This window comes from Anabaena sp. CCY 9402-a, from assembly GCF_963920945.1.
Lineage (GTDB): Bacteria > Cyanobacteriota > Cyanobacteriia > Cyanobacteriales > Nostocaceae > Trichormus > Trichormus minutissimus.
This window is the reverse complement of the sequence record NZ_CAWUDL010000015.1, coordinates 1-21088: the sequence shown is the minus strand read 5'-3', so window position 1 is coordinate 21088 and position 21088 is coordinate 1. Positions and strand designations below refer to the sequence as shown.

The following is a 21088-nucleotide window of genomic DNA, read 5'->3' as shown; positions in this document are numbered from 1 at the left end:
CCTCCACTAATGACATTTAAGGGCTATAAAGCAAGTGTTGACTGGGATTTTAAGACTTGTGTGTACACCGTAGCCCCTGTAACCTGTAACCTATAACCTTTACCCTTATCAATATAATTAATTTTTATGAAACTTTTAATTCAACACAGACATTTCAAAAATGAAATTGCTGGTGTTCTAACATACATTAATGCACTCATGCCAGAACTAGAAACAAGAGGTATTGAAGTCAAAACAATCTCTACTAGAGAAGAGCAGATCAATACTTGGATAAAACTGATTTTTTGGGCAGATATTGTGCATATGAATTCTAATGATTTAATATTTGCCCTTTTGTGTAAGACTCTGAATAAAAAAATTATTATTAAATATCACTACTGTTTTTATCAATCTATTCACTCTCAATATGAGCAGATGTCCTTTGGCAAAAGGCTAAAAGCTGAATTTAAATATACTTTACCCAAACCCAACTATCCTTTAAAGTGGAAGTTATTCACCTTTGTCAAATGGGCAAGATTAGTAACTAGACTTGGTACTGCACTCATGGCAAATAGTCACACAGCTTGTAGTAACTTCTTAGGTGAATCTTGTGCTTTTCCTTGGCAAGTAGTTACTTTATATAATCCTATTGTTATTAGCTCTGAAAGTCAGCCGAAAAATCTAGATAAGTTATCTACGCCTTATAAATTTGTTTTTGTTGGTAGATTAGATGCAGATAAAGGAGTAGATATCTTATTAAGAGCCGCAACGATTTTAAAAGATGAAAATCGTAATTTTCAAGTTTTGATTATAGGAGATGGAGGAGCAGTCAATACATTACAGCAACTGACATCCAGTTTAGAACTTGTAAATTACGTCAGTTTTTTAGGGAAACTTTCTAATCAAGAAGTGATCGCACAATTACAGGATGCTTTAGCTTTGGTAGCACCTTCGCGGTGGCAAGATCCAGCACCTTATGTAGTATTGGAAGCTTCTAGTACCCAAACCTGTTCCATTGTCTCAAAGATGGGAGGATTGCCAGAAATGGCTGGAAAAAACGGCTTTTTATTTGAAAATGAAGATATAAAAGGGTTAGCTAGTTGCATGAGATACTGCTTAGATCATCCAGATGAAGTAATTAATCGCGGTTTCCTATCTAGCCAGTATGTTGCAGAAAATTTTTCTTCAACCCTTGCGGTTACTCAATTTCTAGAGCTTTGTGATCAACTAAAGCCTAAAACTACAATTCAATGACGGCAGTATGCGTTAGGGTAGGAATTGACACGCGTTTGTGATTTCCTGTGCTTCTCTGTAAACGTCCAGCTATATTTTTCAGTTTGGCTGTCTTACTTACTTCGTTAACAGCCTGCACCAATGCGCCAACCGCAAAAAACCTAGAACAGTCTTTGGCCGCAGATCCCAGGTTAAAAAAGAACCCAGTCGTTTTAGGTCAATCTCCAGCAGATAAATCAGCATCTGGACAAAATGAACCATCGGTGCAGTTACCTGCGGATTTCCCTAAAGATATCCCCATATATCCCAATGCCAAACTGGAGGAAATTACCCCTGTTAGTGGTACAGATAATAGGGTGTTGACTCGTTGGCTCAGTTCTGATCCCAGCAATATTATTACTAGTTTTTACCGCAACCAGTTTCAATCTAACAACTGGCAGATTCTACAACAGCCAACGGATGATGTAGAAGGTAGTTTTGAAGTGCGTCGCAATGATTTGTTGGTGAAGGTGTCTATTCAGCCGCAATCAGTGACGAATCCTGCACCCAATCAACCACAAACCTCTACATTATTAAAGATTGAGTATGTACCCAATAGTAAAGCTACCTCAGCTACTAACAACATTCCCCCAGCACAGGCTACACAATCACCAGGTACATCTGAGACTCTTACGGCTCAAGAATTCAGCGATTTGAATAAAGTTTCGCAACCAATACAGCAATATATTCAGGATTTAGCCGAGTTAGGGGTATTTTCGGCAGATTCTCCCAACAATAAAACTAATTCAACCACTACAACTAACGAATTTGAACCCAGTAAAATTATCACTCGGCGAGAATATGCTCGTTGGCTACTGACTGCTAACAATGCCATGTATGCCAACAATCCCGCCAAGCAAATTCGCCTAGCATCAGAAAGTGTACAACCAACGTTTAGTGATGTGTCACCTCAAGACCCTGATTTTCCAGCAATTCAGGGATTAGCGGAAGCTGGATTAATTCCTAGTTCTTTGTCTGGTGACTCTACAGCCGTTTTGTTTCGCCCTGATGCACCACTAACACGAGAACAATTAGTCTTATGGAAAGTACCCCTAGATACACGCCAAGCTTTACCAACTGCTAATTTAGAGGCTGTTAAGGAAACTTGGGGTTTTCAGGATGTGGGTAAAATTGATCCCAAATCTTTGAGAGCAGTGTTAGCTGATTTTCAGAATGGCGAACAATCCAATATTCGGCGGGTGTTTGGCTATACAACTTTGTTCCAACCGAAAAAACCAGTGACTCGCGCGGAAGCGGCGGCGGCGTTGTGGTACTTTGGCACTCAAGGTGAGGGTATATCGGCTACTGAGGCACTAAAATTAAAGCGATCGCCATAAGATGAAAGGGGGACTGGGGATGAACCAATTCAAAATTCTCTTTAGCTAAATTCATGTGGGCTAACGATCGCTTATTTGAAACTATCACGGAATTAGTCATGCACCATTCTCCTAGCGGTGCAGAGACGGAAATTAATCAATTGCTGATGCAGCGATTTACTGGGCTGGGTGTAGAAGTTTGGTGCGATCGCGCCGATAATATTATTGCGAAGATTCCCGGTAAAAATTCTGATAGAGCAGTGGCGATTACAGCCCACAAAGACGAAATTGGGGCGATCGTTAAAAATATTGGTGATGCGGGTAGGGTAGAAGTCCGCAAGTTAGGCGGTGCTTTCCCTTGGGTTTACGGGGAAGGTGTTGTTGATTTACTAGGAGACAACGAAACTATTAGTGGGATTCTCAGTTTTGGTTCGCGCCACGTCTCCCACGAATCCCCGCAAAAAGTCCAGCAAGAAGAGACTCCGATTAAATGGGAAAATGCCTGGATTGAAACTAAACTTACTACGGATGAGTTAGAAGCGGCTGGTATTCGTCCGGGAACGAGAATGGTAATTGGGAAGCATCGTAAGCATCCCATCAGGCTTAAGGATCACATTGCTAGCTACACCTTAGATAACAAAGCATCTGTGGCGATTTTATTGGCGTTAGCACAGCACTTAAAACAGCCAGCCGTGGATGTTTATTTAGTGGCTTCCGCGAAAGAAGAAGTAGGGGCGATTGGGGCATTATTTTTTACCCAAAATCAGCGTTTAGATGCTTTGATTGCTTTAGAAATTTGTCCGTTATCTGAGGAATATCCGGTTAAAGATGGGGAAAATCCGGTACTTTTAGCTCAGGATGCCTATGGAATATATGATGAAGGGCTAAATGGACAATTGCGCCAATGTGCCAAGCAATTAAATATGCCTGTACAGCTAACTACCTTAAGTGGCTTTGGTAGTGATGCTTCTATAGCAATGAAATTTGGTCATGTGGGACGTGCTGCGTGTTTGGCATTTCCTACCCAAAACACCCACGGTTATGAAATCGCTCATTTGGGTGCAATTTCCAACTGTATTATTTTATTAAAAGCTTTTTGTGAAACTGAGTTTGAGTAATTATTTTAGAATCCTATCTAGGGAAAAGCCATGAAGTGTATAATTATCTAGTTTTTCGTATATTTATTGATGATTACCGTTACACCAGAAGAAATTAGCCAGTTTCGCGGACAGTTGACGAATAATCAAGATGCCCTTGATGCTCTTGATCTCATTGAACAGCGTAATGGAAATTTGGATACGGCAGCTAAAATATTGGCAATTAGGGCTGGTTATGAACCATCCAGAAAATCAAATATTCTGGACGAGTTGTTAGAAAAGTCCCGCAAGATAATCTGCCAAGAAGAGTTTAAGGATGAATTGGCAGCAGGGATAATACCTATTGTTATAGAACCATTGGCAATGAGTGTTGCTATTCCTCCAGGATTGGCAAGTGTAGTTGCCATTTATGCTTTTAAAATAGGGGTAAAAAAATTGTGCCAGGTTCCCGATTCTGAATCTTAAACTCCTGTGGCGGTGAAAGCTGCCCAATAGAAAGGATTTTTAAAAGTATATGGCTTACGATTCTTAGCCTGTAATAAATATTCCTCAGCAACTATCTGCTCATCTTCTTCAAGTTGAGCAAAAATTTCTGCAATTTGTGAATCATATTTAACTAATAGTGCTTCAAATTCTTCTGTGGTCAAATTTCGTAGCCATTCCTGTGCTTGATTAAGTGCTAGAGATACACTATTTATTATTTGCAGGTTTTCATAAAATTTCATCATTAAAAATGCTGTCGATAAATCGCTGACAGTCCACAAACTACTGACTACAGCTTTACTACCAGCTAACAGAAAACCGCTAGGTAAACCAATATATTCATCGCTAGTATTTCCAAAATCAATCAATCCAGTTTCGCAAGCGGAAAGGGTGACGAGGCGACATTTTTCTAATTTGAGACTGAAGATTTTATCTAAGGTAAGACATTTTTCTAAATCGTGGGTTTCTCCTAATCGCACTGTTAGATAACGTTCCGAGTTAGATTTTGTTGCTGTGTCTGCGATTGCTGCATTGGCTAGAATCAAACCAGACTGACTAGCATTTGTCAAGTTAAAATAACCGTGACAGCTAAAGTGGGCGCAGTGGTAAGTATTTAAGTCAGAATTATTAATTGCGGTGAGTGTCGCTTCTGTTTTTTTCAAGACGTTGGCAGTATTAAAGTAGCTTTGAATAACTTTTACTTCTAAATCTGTATAGTTTAAATCGCCTGTGGGGTTTTGAATCGCAAACAGGGATTGAAAATCAGGACGTTTGCGCTGTTGTACCTGTTGCAGTAGTTGACAACTGGGTGCATAGCTGACACCACCAGGAAACAAATCTAGAACACAAGACGAACTTTCAGAATTTTGATTTACTGGCAGTGCATGAAGGGGTAATAAGTGTAGAAAAAGATGGGGAATTAGGATGAGTTGATTACAGTGCTTTGGTATCTGGGTTAATATTTCATCAATGTGCAGAATTGAGGCTAATTCTTGGAGTGATACTCCTAAATTATTGCGCCATTGGTCTTTTTGAGTGTAGTAATTTTGTAAATATTGACCTCCCCACTTTTCTAAAGCTTCTAAATCTTCTGGTTGAGATTGCCAAACTGTTACATCTCTTTGTTTTGTGACAATAAAAGCTAGGATTTTATCATTAAGAATATACCACTCAATGATGACTGTATTCTCATTCAAGGTAGCCTGAAAGGAATTAAAATCAAAATCATAACCAACAGGTAAATATTTGTTTTGTAATTCATTACGCTGTTGTCGCAATTCTTGGAGATGTTTTGCTAAATCTTGGGGGTTTTCCGCTTTGCCATTTTGGATTTGATATTGTCCTGTAGCTATTTCATCTCTGTGGGTTTCTAGCTGAGTCACAACATCTGGAGGGAAGATGGTTTTTTGATCACGGATGAGTATTTGTTCAACTAAATTGCGGGTTTTACTACGTTCAACGTATTCAATCGCTTCGGTAATCTTATTTAATGGCAAGCAAACTTCTACCATGCAGCTATAAACTTTGTTGAACTGTTCCGCTTGTTTGCGTTTGCTTTCTTCACCAGATACTATTTCTTCTCGCAAAGATTCTATGGTGACAATGGCAGACTTAAATGTACTATATGCTAAATCAAACTGGTTTACGTCTTGGTAAGTTCTTCCCAGTGAGAACAATGTTTCTGCATGGTCTTGAGGTAAAGCTTCCCTAGTTCTGACAGTTAAAGCCGCAGTATATGCAGCGATCGCTTTTTCAAAATTCTCGGCTGGTTCTTCTGTGATTTTGACAGAGTAAACATTCCCCAGATTATTTTGCGTTATTGCCCAATCTTGGGGTGCAACCTCGCGGGTTCTCACTTCCAAAGCATTTTCATAAGCCTTAATAGCCTTAATAGCAAGTTCAGTATTTTCTGACGGATTTATCAGTATTTTTTTATAGTAAGCACTACCTAAATGGTCTTGTGTTGCTGCCCATTGTTGGGGTAACGCCTCGCGGGTTCTAACTTTCAAAGCATTTCTGTAGGCTTTGATTGCTTGTTCGAGATTTTTTGTAGGGTCTTCCTTAATTCTGTAATGATAAGCAATTCCCAGATGATTTTGTATCATTGCCCAATTTTGGGGTGAAACTTCGCGGGTTAAAACTTTCAAAGCATCTGTGTAGTGATTGATTGCTTGTTCAAGATTTTCTGCTTTGTCTCCTAGTATTCTGTTAGAGTAAGCATTGCCTAAATTATTTTGTATTTCAGCCCATTTTAAGGGCAAATCCTGACGGTTAAAAAATTCCAAGGCATCTGTGTAGGCATTGATTGCTTGTTTGAGATTCTCTGCTTTGTCTCCTAGTATTCTATTAGAGTAAGCATTACCCAAATTATTTCGCGTTTCAGCCCATTGTTGAGGAAAAGTCTGACGAGTTTTAACTTCTAGAGCATATGTGCAGGCTTGGATTGCTCGTTCAATATTTTCTGCTTTGTTTTCTCCAATTCTGTCAATGTAGGCAAGTCCCAGATTATTTTGCGTCATTGCCCATTCAACAGGCAAAGCTTCCCTGGTTCTGACAGTTAAAGCCGCAGTATATGCAGCGATCGCTTTTTCGATGTTATCTGCCCTGTCTCCTTTGATTCTCTCTTTGTAGACATTAGCGAGATTATTTTGCGTTGCTGCCCAATCTTCAGGCAAAGCTTCTCTGGTTCTGATAGTTAAAGCCACTTCATAGCCGATAATAGCAATTTCCATCTTGTTGGCTTTGCTACCCAAGGGAAATTGCGCTACTAAATTGCTAAATTCAACAATAACTGCTGCTAAATATTCCGCTTCATCTGCTTTTGTTTCCCCCAGTGTATTTGTCCCCCAACGACGCAATATTTCTGCTAATACCCCGTCGAGTTTGTCTGTATTCTCTGCCAGCAAGGGGTAAACCACCTGGGGATTACCACTACTGTCTGCGGTTGCTTGTAGTACCTCCATCAAGAATTGGAAATATGCTTGTTTCTCCTCCTCACTGAGCGATTGCAAATCTACTTCATTATCTAGATTCATCGCTTCCCTTAGTTCCATTACCAAATTTCGCAACCAATTCGCTGTCTTCTCATCTCCATGTTGAGAACACATCTGTGCTACTTCTTCTACCTTCTGCACAAAGCCAGCATCAAGTAATTCTTGGTTTGCTGCTAAAATCTCGGCTTGTTCACCACTGGGAGACTCTAACAGACTGCGAATGAGGTTGAGATAAGCTTGCTGACGCTGTTCGTTCATGGGTAAGGGCGTGAGACGCGACATAATCATGAGAATAATTCAACGCCAACGCCCTTAATTCCAGAACAGATTACTTAACTCATAGCCTCAACTAACTTTTTGCGGCTAGGACGCTTACGCTCTGATTTTTTCTTCAATCCCACAGCTTGAGCCTGATCGCTATCTGAGCCATACTGTCCCCTTACAACTTCTTTCATCGCTAACACCGTATTGTGAAATTCCCACTCCGCTAATCGAGCCGCATCAGCCGCAGCACGGTATAAAGTTAGTTTCTCAACTTCGGCTTTTTGAGCATTTAACATTGCTTGATAAGATTCCTCTAACTTGCTCGTGGAAGCATCATCTCGGCTGGTTTGATAATTAGTGATGGTTTGCAAACCGTGGAATGAATTAATATCTTGATTAATGCTAGGAGGCGTGAGACGGCGGTTTATGTTTTGCATGGCTGTTAATATATCCGTAGTGGACTATATATTTAGCGTGTCAATTTAAACTTGAAATTGCTTGGGAAAATACACGTAATTAATGCGATGTGCAACTTAATTTTTCACACACCTTATCCAAAGACGCAAAGCAGAAAAGTTTTGGGCGAATAGAATTCGCTACTACACAAGCAAAGTCCACCTTCGTGGACTAACGAAAAATCAAGGTCTTGAAACCTACGTTCGCCCTTGGCGTTGCCGCAGGCTAGGTGGGTTTTATCTGTGTAGCCGCGATTTCTAATCGCTGCGGCTATTTTTGGGCTTTTCAAACAACCTCTTATAGTTTTGAGTTTAATTTTTAATTAAAGAGAGTTGATATTATTTTTCTGTAGGGCAATACATCCTTAATGTAAGGCAATACATTGTGAATGTAAGACAATACATTGTGAATGCAAGGGGATACATTATGAATGTAACAAATTACATTTTAGGTATAGCTATTGCAATTAACAATCGCACCTGTAACAAAGCGATCGCCGCTATATCTCCTAATGCTCAATATACAAGGTTGGGATGAGCGCAGGGAAACCAAACGCATTTGTTGTCTGTTGACCGTTCCCTGTTCCCTTTTAATCATCTTGGATACATCCGTAGAAATGAGGCTGGGGATATTCTGGGATTTTGCTTTTTTGCACAGGCTGAGTGTTGTTATTGTGTGTAGTCAGGCTTTGTGCTAAAAGTTGAATAATATAAAGTTTATCGTCTGGTGAAAGCTGAAGGAGTTGTTCTTCGAGTTCTAGGACAACCACGATCGCGCTGATGTAGAGGATAATTTGATTTTACTTTCATAGCCAAGAACAAGACAAAAGAAAGAACAGGCGATCGCGTTTATAGATATAGCGTCAATGTGTCACTGACGACAAATAATTAGTCACTATAAATTTTGACTCATAACTCAGCACTTTCTCAAGCCGATGACGGGATTTGAACCCGTGGCCTGCTGATTACGAATCAGCTGCTCTACCACTGAGCCACATCGGCATATACGATAGGATATTATAGCATTATTTACCTATGGTTGAACCAAATCCCAAAAACCGCCTGAACTCAGAACAATATGCCCGCCTCAAAGCCGAAACAGTAGCACCTTATCGCGGCTTGAGGCAATTTATTTATCTTGGTGTTGGTGCTTCTGGGTTTATCGGTGCATTTGTTTTCTTTTTTCAACTACTTGCTGGAAGAGATATTGAAAATGCTTTACCTAACTTTGCTCTCCAAGTAGGAATAGTAGCATTGATGATTTTTCTCTGGCGTTGGGAGCAACGTCGCCAACGTCGATAAAGTTAGTCAAGATGATGCAAATTGACGAGCCAAGTTTATTTGAACATATAGGGGAGCATTCGCGCAGCGTCTCGCAGAGAAGGTAAACGCAGAGGGAGCAAAGAATTAGATAAAGAGAGAAAAATAAAAAAATATTACGAAATCAAAAAATCTAAAAATTTCTGAGAAAATAATATTTGTTGAAACGGGGTCAGCTAAATAAAGACCCTGAACATAAACCCATAATATAAACAGGGGTCAAGCAATTTAAAGACCCCAATTTTAAGAAAAAACAATTTTGCCAGTGCCAGGTCAGTTTTTACTGAGTCTGGCACTGGCAATTTTTAAATCATCAACTTACGGAACTCTAACTACATAGGATGAAGGTAGTGGTTGGGCGCGTCCAGCGTTGACTAGGGCTTGATAGACAAAGGCGGCAATCTCTGCCCTAGTAGCTTCACGATTGGGATTAAGTTGATTAACGTTGGGATAGTTAATTACTAATTGTCTGGCGGTTGCAGCCGCAACTGGACTAACTGCATAATTGGGGATCTGACCAGCATCAGTGTAAATAGAAATGACATTCTGATTATCAGCAGTTAAGCCTAGTCCATTAGCTAGGGCTACTAAGGCTTGCACTCTAGGGATTTGTTGCTGGGGTTTGAAAGTTCCATCAGGATAACCAGCTACAAATTGACTCTGGTATGCAGCTTGAATAGCAGCATAAGCCCAGAAATTACTGCTCACATCTCTAAACTGAATGGCAGCCCGTTTAGATGGTGGTGTTAAAGCTTTGGTGATAATGGTGGCGAACTGGGCGCGGGTTACAGGGTCATTGGGTTTAAATGTACCATCAGGAAAGCCCGCAATAATATTTTGTGCCGCCAAGGCTTCTATATAGCCTTTAGCCCAATAATTTGCAGCTACATCTCTAAATCCTGTTCCTGAACCGGGTTGATCAACGCTGGCGGCAACAAAATCTACCTGACCAAGAATTTTTTTCTGGTCGATATCATTACCCACAGCCAGAATGCGATTTGTTCTGGTGGCGTTATTCAAATCATAACGAGTGTTACTGCGAATCAAATTACCACCAGGATTTTCGTTAGTACCTAAATCTGGTTGAGCATTAACAGTGACTACAACACCATCTCGCTTATTGTTTTGAATGACATTTTTACGCAGGATGGGCTTGGCTGACTCTGAGATAAACAGACCGTCTTGGTTCTGTACAATTTGGTTTTCTACTACCAAAGGTGTAGAATCACCCCCAATAGCTATGCCAAAACCTGTGTCCTGAAATAAGTTATTGCGAATTTCACCTTGAGCCGATTTAGCAATAGAAAGTCCATTACCTGTGTTTTGAACAAAGATATTACTTTCAATTTTGGGGTTTCCTGTACCGGTCACAAAAACGCCATCCCTAGCACTTTTGGTAAAAGTGTTGTTTTTGATGGTGGGATTAGTGGATTCTACCCAGACACCAGTACCACGTTGATTGGGGTTGGTGACTGTTAAACCCGCAATTGTCGTATTTTCATTAGCTAAAATCGTTACGTCTTGTCTGGCAAAGGTGCGACTGGTATAAAAACCACCACCCGTAATTAATATTCCTTGTCCTCGGCTAGATTCATCACCTCGCAGTGTCACCCCTGGTTTGACTACGAGTGGAAATTGTTCTCCAGTTTCACTGTTATAGTTTCCAGGCGCAATTTGAATAGTAGTACCTGTTTGAGCCTGATTGAGAGCGTAGGTAATTGTTTTGTAAGGGGTGGTGGTATTACCAGCACCGGCTGTATCTGTACCAGTGGCGGGGTTGACATAAATCACTGGTGCAGTTGTGGGAACTTGCGCTGTGATGTTTGGATTGATTACTTGTGGATTGGCACTTACTTCGCTGGAAATTAGCGTTATTCCAGTGGTAGCCAAGAACAAAGCGATGATTCCTATGGATAGGGGTTTCGCTGAATACGTATTTAAGCCCTGATGTTTCATTGTTACGTCTGTGAAATGCTGAATATGGGTTAGTTGAATAGGTGTCATGTAGCGGATATCTAGCTACAAAACTTATGCAAAACTATAGCGGATGACTAGCGAATCAGCACCTAAGTTTCGCAAGAAAATACATAAATTATCTAGATTGAGGGGCAAAATCTGACTTTGAGGGTCATCAGGGGGATATGCCGCGCCTTTCGCGATCGCACCTAGTGTTGGTATATTAGTGAACAAATTGCTGGTTACAATCTATGTTGTTAATTCACAAAAATTTAGATGCTTCAGGAATTTAGCCCCGAAACAACAGAAAGGGGATCTCAATAAATAGATCCCCTTTCTATAAAGCTGGCATTGTTTTTTAAACTACTTGGAATTTTGTTGTTAATAAGCTAATGTTTCTAAAGTTTCCCTTAAATATCGCTGCACCTGCTGTTCTAGGCGCAGTTCTTGTAATTGAGTGTAGCTTTCTACTTGCCAGCGTTGGAAACCAGAACTAGCTGCGATCGCGTATTGGAGATTTTGCCAAATTTCTGAATCACGAGAAAATTGAAGTTTAGCCATATGCCCTTATTCCTCAGTTTCAACTTTAACAGTCAACTGGGGCAAGATTTTATTAACCCGCACCCCTAAAATCGTGAAATCCTGGTTAATCTTCTCTAAAGGTAACGGTTCTAGAGCAGCAAATTCTGTGTCATTTGTCACTAAAACTCGTGCTACACTCAGTGGAATTTGAAGAAATAAATTACTTGCCAAAAAGGTTAAGCCAGCCATTAATAATGCCAGACTCCGCCATTGTGGTAAAAAACTGGCTACACTCACCACTAGGGGAGTTACTTGGTAGAGTTGCCATAGCATCAAAATTGATATTATTGCTGCCAGCAGTGCCAGCACCCGATTTAACTTTGTATTAATTAAACAGAGAATTTTTCTTTGCTGCTCAGTCAGATTTTCTGGTTTGAGAGCAACTCCCAAAATGGCATATATGTAAAAAGGACGGCGTAACTGCATCCACAAAAGAGGAATCACACCAATTCCTGCTACTAACAAAAGCTCCACCCACACTGGTAATAGCGGCTGACCTACTGACAAAAACAATAAGCACAGCAGCAAAAACACAGGTAGTGTCGCCAAGCCAGCGACATGAATCCACAAAATAGGTTCAGAACGAAATGAGCGCATAGTTAAAGTCCTGATTCTTGAGTTTCGAGTTCTGGGTGTTGATTTTCAAGTTGTGAGTTGTGAGTTGAGAAAATTTCTGCAACTCTCTACTCATCACTTTTACTCAGCACTCAGAACTTTTTACTCAGCACTATCTTGTTAACGCCAAGGTACGACGTTTAGTTACCATCTGGTACGCATCAATGATGTCACCTTCAGCCCAGTCATGGAACTTATCCATGCCCACGCCGCATTCATAGCCAGCGTTGACTTCTCGCGTATCTTCTTTCATCCGCTTCAGGGAATCGAGTACGCCTTCATAGACGACTTTACTGCCGCGACGTATCCGTACTTTGCAGTTACGGACGAGTTTGCCAGATTGAACATAGCAACCAGCGACAGCACCGCGACCGACTGGGAAGACAGCCCGGACTTCGGTTTGACCGAGGGGTTCTTCGACCAACTCTGGTTCTAACAGACCTTCTAAAGCACCTTGGATATCTTCCAAGAGTTTGTAGATGATATTGTATTCCCGCACATCTACACCGGCTTCGTCGGCGGCTTGTCTTGCACCACTAGCATAGGTGGTGTTAAAGCCAATAATGACTGCGCCACTGGCTGCGGCCAAGTCAATATCTGTTTGAGTGATTTCCCCTGCTGTAGACAACAGCATCCGAATTTGAACTTCGTTTTGGGGAATTTGTTTGAGTGCGCCTACAATTGCTTCCACAGAACCCTGTACGTCGGCTTTCAAGATTAAGTTGAGTTCTTTCAACTCGCCTTCTTGAGCTTGAGCCGATAGGGTAGTGAGGGTGACACGTCCCTGTAACAGACGCGATAGGCGTTGTTTGTCGGCACGGTCTGAGGCGATCGATCTGGCTTCTTTTTCGTTATGGAAGACCTCGAATTCGTCACCTGCGGCGGGTACGTCACTTAAACCCAGTACCTCAACAGCGAAGGAAGGAGAAGCAATATCTACCCGTTTGCTGCGATCGTTAACCATTGCCCGGACTTTACCGAAGGCTGAACCAGCGACGAGCATATCTCCCACACGGAGAGTACCGTTTTGAATCAGTAGGGTAGCTACTGCGCCTTTAGCTTTATCTAAATGCGCTTCAATTACAGTTCCTCTGGCTGAACGATCTGGGTTGGCAGATAGTTCTCCAACTTCTGCGACCAAGAGAATCATTTCTAGGAGCGTATCGAGGTTTTCTCCCCTGATGGCACTCACGGGAACCATAATTGTCTCACCGCCCCATTCTTCTGGTGTTAGACCATACTGGGTGAGTTCTTGCTTGACGCGATCGGGCTGCGCCCCTTCTTTGTCAATTTTGTTGATGGCAACAACAATCGGTACGCCTGCGGCTTGAGCATGGCTAATCGCTTCCACTGTTTGGGGACGCACGCCGTCATCCGCAGCCACTACTAAAATTGCTATATCTGTCACCCTTGCTCCCCTTGCCCGCATTGCAGTAAAGGCTTCGTGACCGGGTGTGTCCAGGAATACTATCTGATGTGGCTGACCTTCATGTTCAATGTCTACGTGGTATGCACCAATATGCTGGGTAATCCCACCAGCTTCACCAGAGGCTACCTTCGTTTTCCGGATCGAGTCGAGTAAGGTAGTTTTACCGTGGTCTACGTGACCCATAATTGTCACTACTGGTGGACGACGGATGAGGTATTCCTGGTCGCCAACATCAATCATGTTTGTGACTTTGCGGGCTTCAGCTTCTGGTTCGGCTGTTTCGATTTCTACTTCTAGTTCTTTTCCAACTAAAGTAATTGTCGGGATATCCAGATTTTGGGTGATACTCACCGCCATGCCTTTCATAAACAGGATTTTAACAATCTCTGTGTCGGCTACTATTAAACCGTCAGCTAGTTCCTGCACCGTCATGGGGCCTGTAACTACCAATGTGCTTGGACGATCGCGTTTGACCTCAACTTCTTGTTGGCGGCGATTATGGTCACGAGAACCGAACTTTTTACTTCTGGTAGTTGGGGAACTAACCACAGCAACGCTAGAAGGCTGTGCCGGTCGGGCTGCTTTAGGTTTGGGAGGACGAGCAATAGAAAGGCTCACTTGAACGGCGGCTGGTATTTCTAGTCCGTCTTCATCGAGTAAATCATCTTCTTCAAAATCATCCTCGAGGATGGGCTTGACTCGCTTACCTTTGACCCCTACCTTACCGGCTTTTTCTTTAATTTCGTCAATGATCTCTTCTTCTTGCCACTTTTTCCCACCCTTAGCTAGACGGGGCGGTGTCGGGCGTTTTAAATCAAGGAGATCAGGTGTAGCTCGATCATTAGGAGCTTCTGCTCTGTTCGATACTCCTCCTGCCATCGGTTTTGGCGGAGTTGCTACTGGCATTGCTGCTACAGCTTCGGATGGACGTGCTGGTCTACTAGGACGTTGCCCTTCTCCTGCTGACCCACCTGGTCGATTAGCTCGATGTTCGGGTTTGGCTGGGGATGGAGTGGTGCGTAGCTGTTTTTGTACTGGAGCTTGGGAGGTCTCTGTTTGTGTAGGTTTAGAGACTTTCGGCCTAGGTTGATCGCGATCTTCATCTGCACGCTGTGGGCGTTCACGTTTGAGGATCGGTTTTTCTGAAGTACTTACCTGTTCTGCTAAGTCTAACTGTTCTGCTAGAGGTCTAGCAGGTGGAGCTACCAGTTGTGGTTTTTGAGGTTTCTCTGGTCTTGGTCTGGATGAAACTACTTTTTCTGGTTTCTCATCTGCGATTTTTTCAGATGCCTCTGTTTTTGGCGTTGGCTCTGTTTCTGGGGCAGCTTGTACTTGAGAAGTTTCAGATTGATTCCGGGGAACAGGTCGAGTGGGAGCCGTCGGCTTCATGGGTGAGACTTGTGTAGCGAAGGGCTTTGGTGGTGCAGGAGAATTAACGTCAGATGAAGCAATTTGATGATTGCTAGCTACTGAAGCTTCGGGGGCATTAGAAGTAGGATTTTTCAATATTTTGGGTTTGCGAATTTCCAAAATTTGTTGTTTGTGAGGTTGGGCTGGGCGGTTGCGCGAGCCGGTGGGTGATGAATTGGGTTTATGACTAGATGTATTGAATTCTTTTTTGGGCGTTCCATTTGTAGCTGCTAGTTTTTCAGCGGCCGCCCTAATATTTTCTGCCTCTGTTTCTGAGATTGTACTGCTATGACTTTTGACCGCGATGTTGAGCTGGTCGCAAATTGCTAATAGCTCTTTGTTATCCAAATTCAATTCCTTTGATAATTCGTAGATTCTAACTTTGCCGTTGTTCATCCACTCTTCCCCTTTAATTTACAGTTTTTTTGCGGATGGTTGCCTGGGAGTGCGACATCTCCATCCTTCGATTACTGTTTTTAGGTTGCCCTTGGTGTGTTTGCCGGTGCCTCCAATCAGGAAAGAGAGATGTGTCGGTTTAATATTGGCATCTCCACCGTAAACGGTTGTTAACGGACAACCATAAATTTTTTCTAGAGAAAAGGTGTTTATGATTGCTGGTGATGCCGAACTGCGCCTGAACGCTACCAGGTTGCCATTCGGTGGTTTTTTGTTTTGTTGATTCTGAGTCTTCCACAACACAATTGAATGAAATTTGTTGGGAGTACTGCTTTGCTCTTCTTTGTTTTGGGAGAGCAGTTTGCTAACTACACCCATTTACTATTTTGGCACTAAGCCCGACAATTGTAGAGGGTGTGTCATCCCTCGAAATATTTGGGCTTTTAGCAAAATTTCCCTAGGAATTGAGGTCAAGAAACTAGTTTAGACCTAAATTGGCTTTTGGGGATTGTTTGGGGGTAGATGTTGCCACAATGTTTGGTACAGTGTTTCTGGTACTGATGCACGTAGCGATCGCCCTAGTTTATTTTTTTTCTGAGCCGTTTGCAAACAGCTCTGTTGCAGGCAAATATAAGCTGAACGCCCCATGCCCTCATTTAATTGTACCTTCCCGGAAGGAAAGACACGGACAATCCTCCAAAACTCTTCTTTTAAACCTACTTTGCGGCAACTGACACAACGCCGATAATTGGGTTTCATCGGGATTCTGAGCATTTAACAGGATTGTGGTCGGTAATAATTAAAGTTAAGTAATCATGAAGATTGGTACTGAAATTAATCCTACCAGAACTTTATTTAAGCTGATAAGTTACTCTTCGTCATTGGTGTCAAACGGTTCATTCTCAAAATCTTCCATTTCGTCTATTTGATTTTCTTCATCCTCTAGCTCCTCAAATTCCATGTCATCTTCCTCTGGTGTATACTGGGCGCGAACAGCAGCAAATTTTGCATCTTCTCCTGCGTGGTCGTACTTGGCTTTGTCTTTGATATCGATTTTCCAGCCAGTCAACCGAGCAGCTAAACGTACATTCTGTCCTTCTTTGCCAATGGCTAAACTAAGTTGATCTTCGGCTACTAATACGTGAGTTTGCCGACTCTCCGTGTCCATAAGACGCACTTCGTCTACCCGCGCTGGACTGAGAGCGTTGGCGATGTATGTGGCTGGGTCTGGAGACCAACGAATTACATCTATTTTTTCACCGCGTAATTCATTAACTACTACTTGAATGCGTGATCCCCTAGCACCAATACACGCACCTACTGGGTCTACATCGCGATCAAGTGTGTCTACGGCTATTTTAGTCCTTGGCCCTACATATCGTGAGGGAGGATTAGCCTCTCTGGCTACAGCCACAATCCGCACTACTTCATCTTCAATTTCTGGTACTTCGTTGGCAAATAAATAAACTACCAACCCAGCATCGGCACGAGATACAAGCAGTTGTGGCCCACGTTGCTGACCTTGTGAAACTTTTTTGAGATACACCTTAAATGTAGCATTAGCACGATAGTTATCGTTGGGTAATTGCTCCCGCTTGGGTAGTTCGGCTTCTACCTCTGGTTGCCCAAAGGTACTGCTGACTGCTAAAATTACGGATTGCCGTTCAAACCTTAAAACTCTGGCTTGCAGTACAGTGCTTTCCAAGTCTTGGAATTCTTCTTGCACCATTTGACGCTGTTGATCCCGGAGTTTTTGCGCTAGCACTTGCTTCGTTTGCATTGCTGCCATCCGCCCAAATTCTCCCTGATCGGGGGTGACATCCAACACTACAGAATCCCCTAACTGGGCTTCAGGTGCTACTTGCTGCACTTCGTCTAAGGATATCTGATGATCGGAATTATTAACTGCTTCTACAATAGTTTTTGTGGAAAGTACGCGAAACCCTTCTCCATCAATATCTAATTCAACTTCAAAATTATCAAAGTAATCTTCATCAAACTGTTTGCGTTCTAAATTTTGAGCGCGGCGGTAACGTTCGTAACCTTTAAGTAATGCCTCTCTAATCGCTGATTGCACTGCCAGGCGAGGCAAATTACGCTCACGACTAATACTTTCTATTAAATCTTTTAATCCTGGTAAAGTAACCATTGACATAAGCAATCTCCTTTAAAAATTGGGGACTGGAGAGTAGGGATTAGGAATTGGGAATTCGGGAAGAATAAAAATTACGCATTAAGTAAGTGACTGGGATTAGAGCAAAGTTCCACTCTAGCCCTAGCTTTAAGCCTTTAACTTCTAATCCCTAGTCCCTAGTACAGCGTGGTTTAAATAAAGCGACATTTCAAACAAGCAAAAGCCTTGATATACAAACCTTTTGACCTTTGATTTCCACCTTGCGGTACTAGTCCCTAGTCCCTAGTCCCTCACTACTCAGTTATCGTGGCTCATCTAACTGCACCCTAGTAATGAGGGAGCGAGGAATTTCAATGACACGACCTTTTTGATTTAAGTAAATTTTTGTCTCATCGCGGCGAATCAGTTGACCATTCCATTCTTGTTGTCCTTCGTAGGATGGAGAAGTGGAGACAATGACAGGAAATCCTTTGAAGGAAATAAATTCCCTATCTGTTACTAACTGCCGTGAAATACCAGGACTAGAAACTTCCAAAACATAGGCATCTGGAATAATCTCTGTTGCATCAAAGGCGGCTTCTAGCGCACGGCTCATTCTCTCACAATCATCCAAGCCAGTATCTTGTAGGGGATTGCGGATGTCTATCCGTAAGACTGGTGGACGTTGGTTAGTATGAAAAACTATGCCAACGACTTCCAATCCCAGTTGCTCTGCTACTGGTACTGCCAAATCTGTAATTTGTGGAACTAGAGGATGAGCCATGTCCGAAACCAATAAAAAAAGTGGGCATTAACCCACTTCCTGCGATAGAAATATCTTCCAAGAAGTCTTGTGACGAACCATAGTTGGTTCGCCTCTCATCTGAGTGTAGCGCATTTCTTTGATAGTCAATAGTCATTGAGCATTGAGCATTGGGCATTGACATTAGTTACTCTCCCCTGCTCCACTGCTTTTTCCCAGTCCCCAGCTTTTCAATGAGTGGATTTGCAATGAGTGGATTTTAGATTATTCAATCCAAAATCCAAAATCCGTCTTGAAAAGTTCCTACGGCGGGAAACCCGCCGTAGGAACTTTCCGCAAAATCTAAAATTCCTAGTCCCAGTCCCTAATACCTAATCTCCCGGAGAGTAGCTTGTTTTGCTACTGGTTGGATGGGTGGTTGGGTTTTGAGTTGTCTGGTTTGTTCTAAGATTTGGTCGATATCTTCTTGAGATAAACGCTGCACATAGTTAAGTTTGACTTCTTCTAGAAAGTCAACAAGTAAGCTCTGAATTTGAGAAATGACTTGCTGTTTCTGTATTTCAGTACCTAGGGCTTGACTGAAACGTTCTACAAGTTGATTAGTGAGTTTTTTGGCTACAGGATCTTCGACTGCACCGACTAGTGCTTTGTAGAGATTAGTGGTGAGTTGAGTTGCTAGTTGTTCGCTGAGTTGAGTTTGTATCTTTGTGACTCCAGGTAGGATTTGCAGATTACGAGACAGAGGGACTTGATGGAGTACAGTTTCGATGTTGTGGTGTAAAATCGCAGTTATTTCGGGTTGAATTTTTGGCAATACCTGATAGACAATTGTTTGTACCAGAAGACCAGCGATCGCTTCGATTTCATTTACATCATTTATATCTATATAGGGGCGCAAATTATCTTTCTGTAATAGCCAACGGATAATTTCACCCTCTTGAATAGAAATCTGCATCTGGTTGATGACTCGAATAACTACAACTTCTGTGATGTCTTCGGCAAAATTTGCGACTACTGTTTGGTGTAATTGTCTATTGAATGGTTGAAGATTGACTAATTTTGCTTGATCTAAACGCATAGTTACAGGGATAATTCGCAACCAACGCCAGAAGGGAATAAGCAGAAAGAGATCATACCATCGCCACAAAATAGCATTGAACCAACTAAAGCTAGGATGGCGACGTTTGATATAGAATATACGTGTCAAAAACTCTAGGCTAAATAACAAGACAAAGGGTAAATCAATCCACCAAAATATATCAACAAAATCACCACTTTCATCAACTTGGCGATAATAGTTAGTAGCAATTAAAGGTCGAATTTTTTGATTAAAAAAAATCATCTCTTTTTGCCAACCATTTTGGGATAAGTATGGTTGACTCCAAAAGGTGGCAAAGGACTGTTTTGCTGACCCTTTGGTGATGCGATCGCGCATTCGGTTTTTAATTTTTTCTAAAGTTCCACTTTTGTTAGCACTTGCAAATGGATTAGTCTCAATCATCTCACTGCTTAATCGGCTAAGTTCCTCTAATTTAGTTTTGGCCTCTGGTGATGTTAAGCCTGTCTGGCTGACTTGCGCTTCTAGGGCGTTTACTGCTTCTAGATAATTTTTTGTTTCTCTATGAGGTTCAATACCTTTAATGGGATCATATATCTGAGTAATTTGGGGAAATTTACCTAAATAGAAATTCCGCCAGGGTACATAACTTAAATCAAACAGCACTAAGCAGAGGTTGAGCATGGCAACTATTGCCATCAATCTTTCAAAATATAAGTTCGGTTTCTTTGATTTTTTCTGATTCGCCATTTTTCGTTGCAAATTATACAGTTTTTAATACGATATTTTAACTTAACTACATTCAGTGAATTACACAGTAGGATCATATATCAGCTAACTTACCCCCTAAGATAGATGAAAAAACTTATTTTTGATATAAGTGTTAAATTTTGTCAATGTGACTTTTAATAATCAGAAATCATAAATTATTAAGAAAAAATTATAAGAAAATATAAGATTTTTCTGTTAGCGTTTATAATGCTGACTTAATTCAATGGAGTGTGAAATTATGTGGTGTGGTTTCGGAAAATCAAGCATGATTATCGGTGCTGCTTGTTTGGTTACTGCTAGTGTAGTAATTTCAAATACAACCTTCGCAGCGCGTCAACGTAACTATACACCGCAAGAGTTCCGTTCGGTATTGCGGGGTTTAGGCTATAACGTTAAAGTTACAAATGCTCCCCTCACTGATGAGGAAACAAAAAAAGCAATTAGTGAATTTCAAAGAGGTTATAAGCTCTCTGTCGATGGCATAGCCGGGCCAAAAACCCAAGATTTTGCTGCTACTATCGTGCAAATTCTTCAAGGCAATTTAAATGCTGTCCTTAAGCCTAAATCTCCTTTGGCTCGTGACCAATTTTACAGCGATCGCACAGAAGAGTTAGTCAAAGAGTATCAGAAAAAAAATCAACTACAAGAAACGGGTATAGCTAATTTGGCACTCCGCCAAAAGCTAGATCAAGCAGCGAAGAACATTATTAATCAACCCAGTACGAAGCCATCACCATCACCAACCGCGACACCATCACCAACCCCGACACCATCACCAACCGCGACACCATCACCAACCGCGACACCATCACCAACC

General features: G+C 41.8%; 19 protein-coding genes and 1 tRNA gene. 6 read left to right on the top strand and 14 right to left on the bottom strand.

The features are described from left to right. Positions 1-126: 126 nt before the first annotated feature. From ACM0OR_RS07540 to ACM0OR_RS07525, 4 genes are all read left to right on the top strand, one after another. The gene (locus tag ACM0OR_RS07540; RefSeq protein WP_414575703.1) at positions 127-1233 is read left to right on the top strand and encodes a glycosyltransferase family 4 protein; all 1107 of its coding nucleotides are present in this window, start codon (positions 127-129) and stop codon (positions 1231-1233) included. 47 nt (positions 1234-1280) lie between these two features. After that, positions 1281-2588 (top strand): S-layer homology domain-containing protein, encoded by a 1308-nt coding sequence (locus ACM0OR_RS07535; RefSeq protein WP_414575702.1) that lies wholly within the window; start codon positions 1281-1283, stop codon positions 2586-2588. A gap of 53 nt (positions 2589-2641) precedes the next feature. Then, positions 2642-3685 carry a M42 family metallopeptidase gene (locus tag ACM0OR_RS07530; protein ID WP_414575701.1) on the top strand — a complete coding sequence of 348 codons (1044 nt, stop codon included), beginning with the start codon at positions 2642-2644 and terminating at the stop codon, positions 3683-3685. 69 nt (positions 3686-3754) lie between these two features. Next, positions 3755-4129: a hypothetical protein gene (locus ACM0OR_RS07525; protein WP_414575700.1), complete on the top strand. Its 375-nt coding sequence runs from the start codon at positions 3755-3757 to the stop codon at positions 4127-4129. Here the strand turns inward: ACM0OR_RS07525 and ACM0OR_RS07520 are convergent. The 4 genes from ACM0OR_RS07520 to ACM0OR_RS07505 form a co-directional block, all read right to left on the bottom strand. Further along, positions 4126-7422, bottom strand: a complete 3297-nt coding sequence (locus ACM0OR_RS07520) for a CHAT domain-containing protein (protein ID WP_414575699.1) — start codon at positions 7420-7422, stop codon at positions 4126-4128. The two genes, ACM0OR_RS07525 and ACM0OR_RS07520, sit on opposite strands and share 4 nt — an antisense overlap. Positions 7423-7472: 50 nt before the next feature. After that, positions 7473-7841: a hypothetical protein gene (locus ACM0OR_RS07515; RefSeq protein ID WP_414575698.1), complete on the bottom strand. Its 369-nt coding sequence runs from the start codon at positions 7839-7841 to the stop codon at positions 7473-7475. Between the two features lie 608 nt (positions 7842-8449). Beyond that, complete coding sequence (locus tag ACM0OR_RS07510) at positions 8450-8629, bottom strand: hypothetical protein (protein WP_414575697.1); 180 nt, start codon at positions 8627-8629, stop codon at positions 8450-8452. A 160-nt stretch (positions 8630-8789) separates the two neighbouring features. Continuing rightward, positions 8790-8861 (bottom strand) — tRNA-Thr (locus tag ACM0OR_RS07505). 33 nt (positions 8862-8894) lie between these two features. On the opposite strand from ACM0OR_RS07505, the gene ACM0OR_RS07500 reads away from it, so the two are divergent. After that, positions 8895-9161 (top strand): DUF3493 domain-containing protein, encoded by a 267-nt coding sequence (locus ACM0OR_RS07500; protein ID WP_414575696.1) that lies wholly within the window; start codon positions 8895-8897, stop codon positions 9159-9161. 336 nt (positions 9162-9497) lie between these two features. On the opposite strand, the gene ACM0OR_RS07495 is transcribed toward ACM0OR_RS07500, so the two are convergent. The 10 genes from ACM0OR_RS07495 to ACM0OR_RS07450 form a co-directional block, all read right to left on the bottom strand. Beyond that, a complete protein-coding gene (locus ACM0OR_RS07495) occupies positions 9498-11135 on the bottom strand; it encodes a DUF1565 domain-containing protein (RefSeq protein ID WP_414575695.1) in 1638 nt (545 codons plus the stop codon). A 72-nt stretch (positions 11136-11207) separates the two neighbouring features. Continuing rightward, positions 11208-11369, bottom strand: coding sequence for a hypothetical protein (locus ACM0OR_RS07490; protein ID WP_414575694.1), 162 nt, complete (start codon positions 11367-11369; stop codon positions 11208-11210). A gap of 147 nt (positions 11370-11516) precedes the next feature. Next, on the bottom strand, positions 11517-11696 hold the full coding sequence (locus tag ACM0OR_RS07485) for a hypothetical protein (RefSeq protein ID WP_190705163.1): 180 nt from the start codon (positions 11694-11696) through the stop codon (positions 11517-11519). 6 nt (positions 11697-11702) lie between these two features. After that, the gene (locus ACM0OR_RS07480) at positions 11703-12314 is read right to left on the bottom strand and encodes a low-complexity tail membrane protein (protein ID WP_323266709.1); all 612 of its coding nucleotides are present in this window, start codon (positions 12312-12314) and stop codon (positions 11703-11705) included. 130 nt (positions 12315-12444) lie between these two features. After that, positions 12445-15567 (bottom strand): translation initiation factor IF-2, encoded by a 3123-nt coding sequence (gene infB / locus ACM0OR_RS07475; RefSeq protein WP_414575693.1) that lies wholly within the window; start codon positions 15565-15567, stop codon positions 12445-12447. An 18-nt stretch (positions 15568-15585) separates the two neighbouring features. After that, positions 15586-15945 carry a hypothetical protein gene (locus ACM0OR_RS07470; RefSeq protein WP_414575692.1) on the bottom strand — a complete coding sequence of 120 codons (360 nt, stop codon included), beginning with the start codon at positions 15943-15945 and terminating at the stop codon, positions 15586-15588. 111 nt (positions 15946-16056) lie between these two features. Next, a complete protein-coding gene (locus ACM0OR_RS07465; RefSeq protein ID WP_414575691.1) occupies positions 16057-16326 on the bottom strand; it encodes a YlxR family protein in 270 nt (89 codons plus the stop codon). A 109-nt stretch (positions 16327-16435) separates the two neighbouring features. After that, on the bottom strand, positions 16436-17722 hold the full coding sequence (nusA, locus tag ACM0OR_RS07460; protein ID WP_323266712.1) for a transcription termination factor NusA: 1287 nt from the start codon (positions 17720-17722) through the stop codon (positions 16436-16438). 280 nt (positions 17723-18002) lie between these two features. Then, positions 18003-18464, bottom strand: a complete 462-nt coding sequence (gene rimP / locus ACM0OR_RS07455) for a ribosome maturation factor RimP (RefSeq protein ID WP_414575690.1) — start codon at positions 18462-18464, stop codon at positions 18003-18005. A 343-nt stretch (positions 18465-18807) separates the two neighbouring features. Next, entirely contained in the window at positions 18808-20250 is a 1443-nt protein-coding gene (locus tag ACM0OR_RS07450) for a hypothetical protein (protein WP_414575689.1), read from the bottom strand. 259 nt (positions 20251-20509) lie between these two features. Between ACM0OR_RS07450 and ACM0OR_RS07445 the strand changes: the two genes are divergently transcribed. Continuing rightward, positions 20510-21088, top strand: a 579-nt coding sequence (locus ACM0OR_RS07445) for a peptidoglycan-binding protein (protein WP_414575688.1), incomplete at its 3' end; no start/stop codon positions are given.